The sequence below is a fragment of the Aeromicrobium sp. genome (genome assembly GCF_036676885.1).
Classification (GTDB): domain Bacteria; phylum Actinomycetota; class Actinomycetes; order Propionibacteriales; family Nocardioidaceae; genus Aeromicrobium.
The window spans coordinates 1-1,736 of the sequence record NZ_JAKFCB010000187.1 but is presented as its reverse complement, the minus strand read 5'-3'; the positions used below and the strand labels follow the sequence as shown (position 1 = coordinate 1,736).

Sequence of the window (1,736 nt, the reverse complement as noted above, 5' to 3'; positions counted from 1 at the left end):
TGCTCGCCGACTACATCCTCCCCGTGACCCAGTGGGCGGAGGAGGAGGGCACCATGACGGGGCTCGAGGGTCGCGTGCTGCGCCGCCGCAAGGCCGTCGAGGCACCGTCGGGCGTACGCTCCGAGCTCGAGATCTTCTCGGCACTCGCCGACCGGCTCGACGCTCCCGGCACGTGGGCGACCGAGCCGCGCGAGGTGTACGACGAGCTGCGGCGCGCCAGTGCGGGAGGCCGCGCGGACTATGCCGGCATCTCGTACGACCGCCTCGACGCGGGCGAGGCGCTCTACTGGCCCTGCCCGTCGGAGGACCACCCCGGCACGCCTCGGTTGTTCGCCGAGTCGTTCCCCACGCCGAGCGGCCGCGCGAAGATGATCGCCGTACGCCCCGTCGGCCCGGCTGACGCGTTGCGTGGCGAGGCGCCGGTGTGGCTCGTGACCGGGCGGGTGCTGCAGCACTACCAGTCCGGCGCGCAGACGCGCCGGGTGTCGAAGCTCAACGACTCGATGCCCCGGGCGTACGTCGAGATCCACCCGATGCTGGCCGAACGCATCGGCGTCGAGGGCATCGACGACATCACCATCACGTCCAAGCGGGGCTCGATGGTCGCCCAGGCGCGCATCAGCCCCGACATCCGCCCGGACACCGTGTTCGTGCCGTTCCACTTCGCGGACGAGGGCATGGTCAACGCCGTCACCAACTCGGCGACGGATCCGGTGTCAGGCATGCCGGAGTTCAAGGTCTGTGCAGTCAAGATCGGAAGGGTCGAGGCATGAACGAGCGCCAGCGAGTGAATCATGAGACAGGGATCATGCCGCTGTCTCCGTATCGTGGGTCTTCTTCGGAGGCGGCGGCATGAAGGTCGTAGTCATCGGTGCCGGCATGGTGGGCAACCGCTTCGTCGACGAGCTGGGTCGGGTCGCCCCGGAGGTCGACGTGGACCTGCTGGGCGAGGAGTCGTACGAGCCCTACAACCGCGTCCTGCTGACCGAGCTCGTCGCCGGCCGGGTCGACCTTGCCGGGCTGTCGCTGCCGACACCGGACGAGGGCCGCGTCCGCGTACGTCCGGGAGTCGCGGCGCTCGAGATCGATCGCGAGCGCCAGTGCGTCGTGACGGCGCAGGGTGACTTCGAGTACGACCACCTGGTGCTGGCCACCGGCGCCCGGGGCCGGGTCATCCCGATCCCCGGCCTCCGGGACGGGCTGCCGCGCGGCGCCCACGTGCTCCGCAGCCTCGACGACGCACGCGACATCTCCGCGGCGGCGCTCAACGTCGACAACGCGGTCGTGATCGGCGGCGGTCCGCTGGGCGTCGAGCTGGCCTGCGGCCTGCAGCACCGCGGCGTCAAGGTCACGGTCATGTCGATCATGCCGACGATGCTGGATCGCGACCTGGACGCCTCGGTGGCGCAGGTCGCCGAGGATGCCGCCAACGACCTCGGCATCGAGTTCATCGGCAACGCGCAGATCGCATCCGTCGGCGTGACCGACGGTCGCGTCACCGCCGTGCGCCTCGCGGACGGGACGTCGTACCCCGCCGGGCTGGTCGTGCTGGCCGCCGGCACCGCGCCGGAGACGAGCCTGGCCGGTGCCGCCGGCCTCGAGACCAACATCGGCATCGTCGTGGGCGATGACCTGCGCACGACGCAGGACCCGCGCATCTCCGCGATCGGCGACTGCGCCGAGACCCCCAGCGGTGTCAGCGGCCTGGTCGCTCCGGGCTGGGCGCAGGCGCGGGC

General features: G+C 71.4%; 2 protein-coding genes. Both read left to right on the top strand.

The genetic code is table 11. From position 1 onward, the window contains the following. A partial coding sequence (locus V6M46_RS08885) for a molybdopterin oxidoreductase family protein (RefSeq protein ID WP_332663882.1) occupies nucleotides 1–773 on the top strand: 773 nt, incomplete at its 5' end. Between the two features lie 79 nt (nucleotides 774–852). Continuing rightward, the coding region (locus V6M46_RS08880) for an NAD(P)/FAD-dependent oxidoreductase (RefSeq protein ID WP_332663879.1) at nucleotides 853–1,736 on the top strand (884 nt) is incomplete at its 3' end.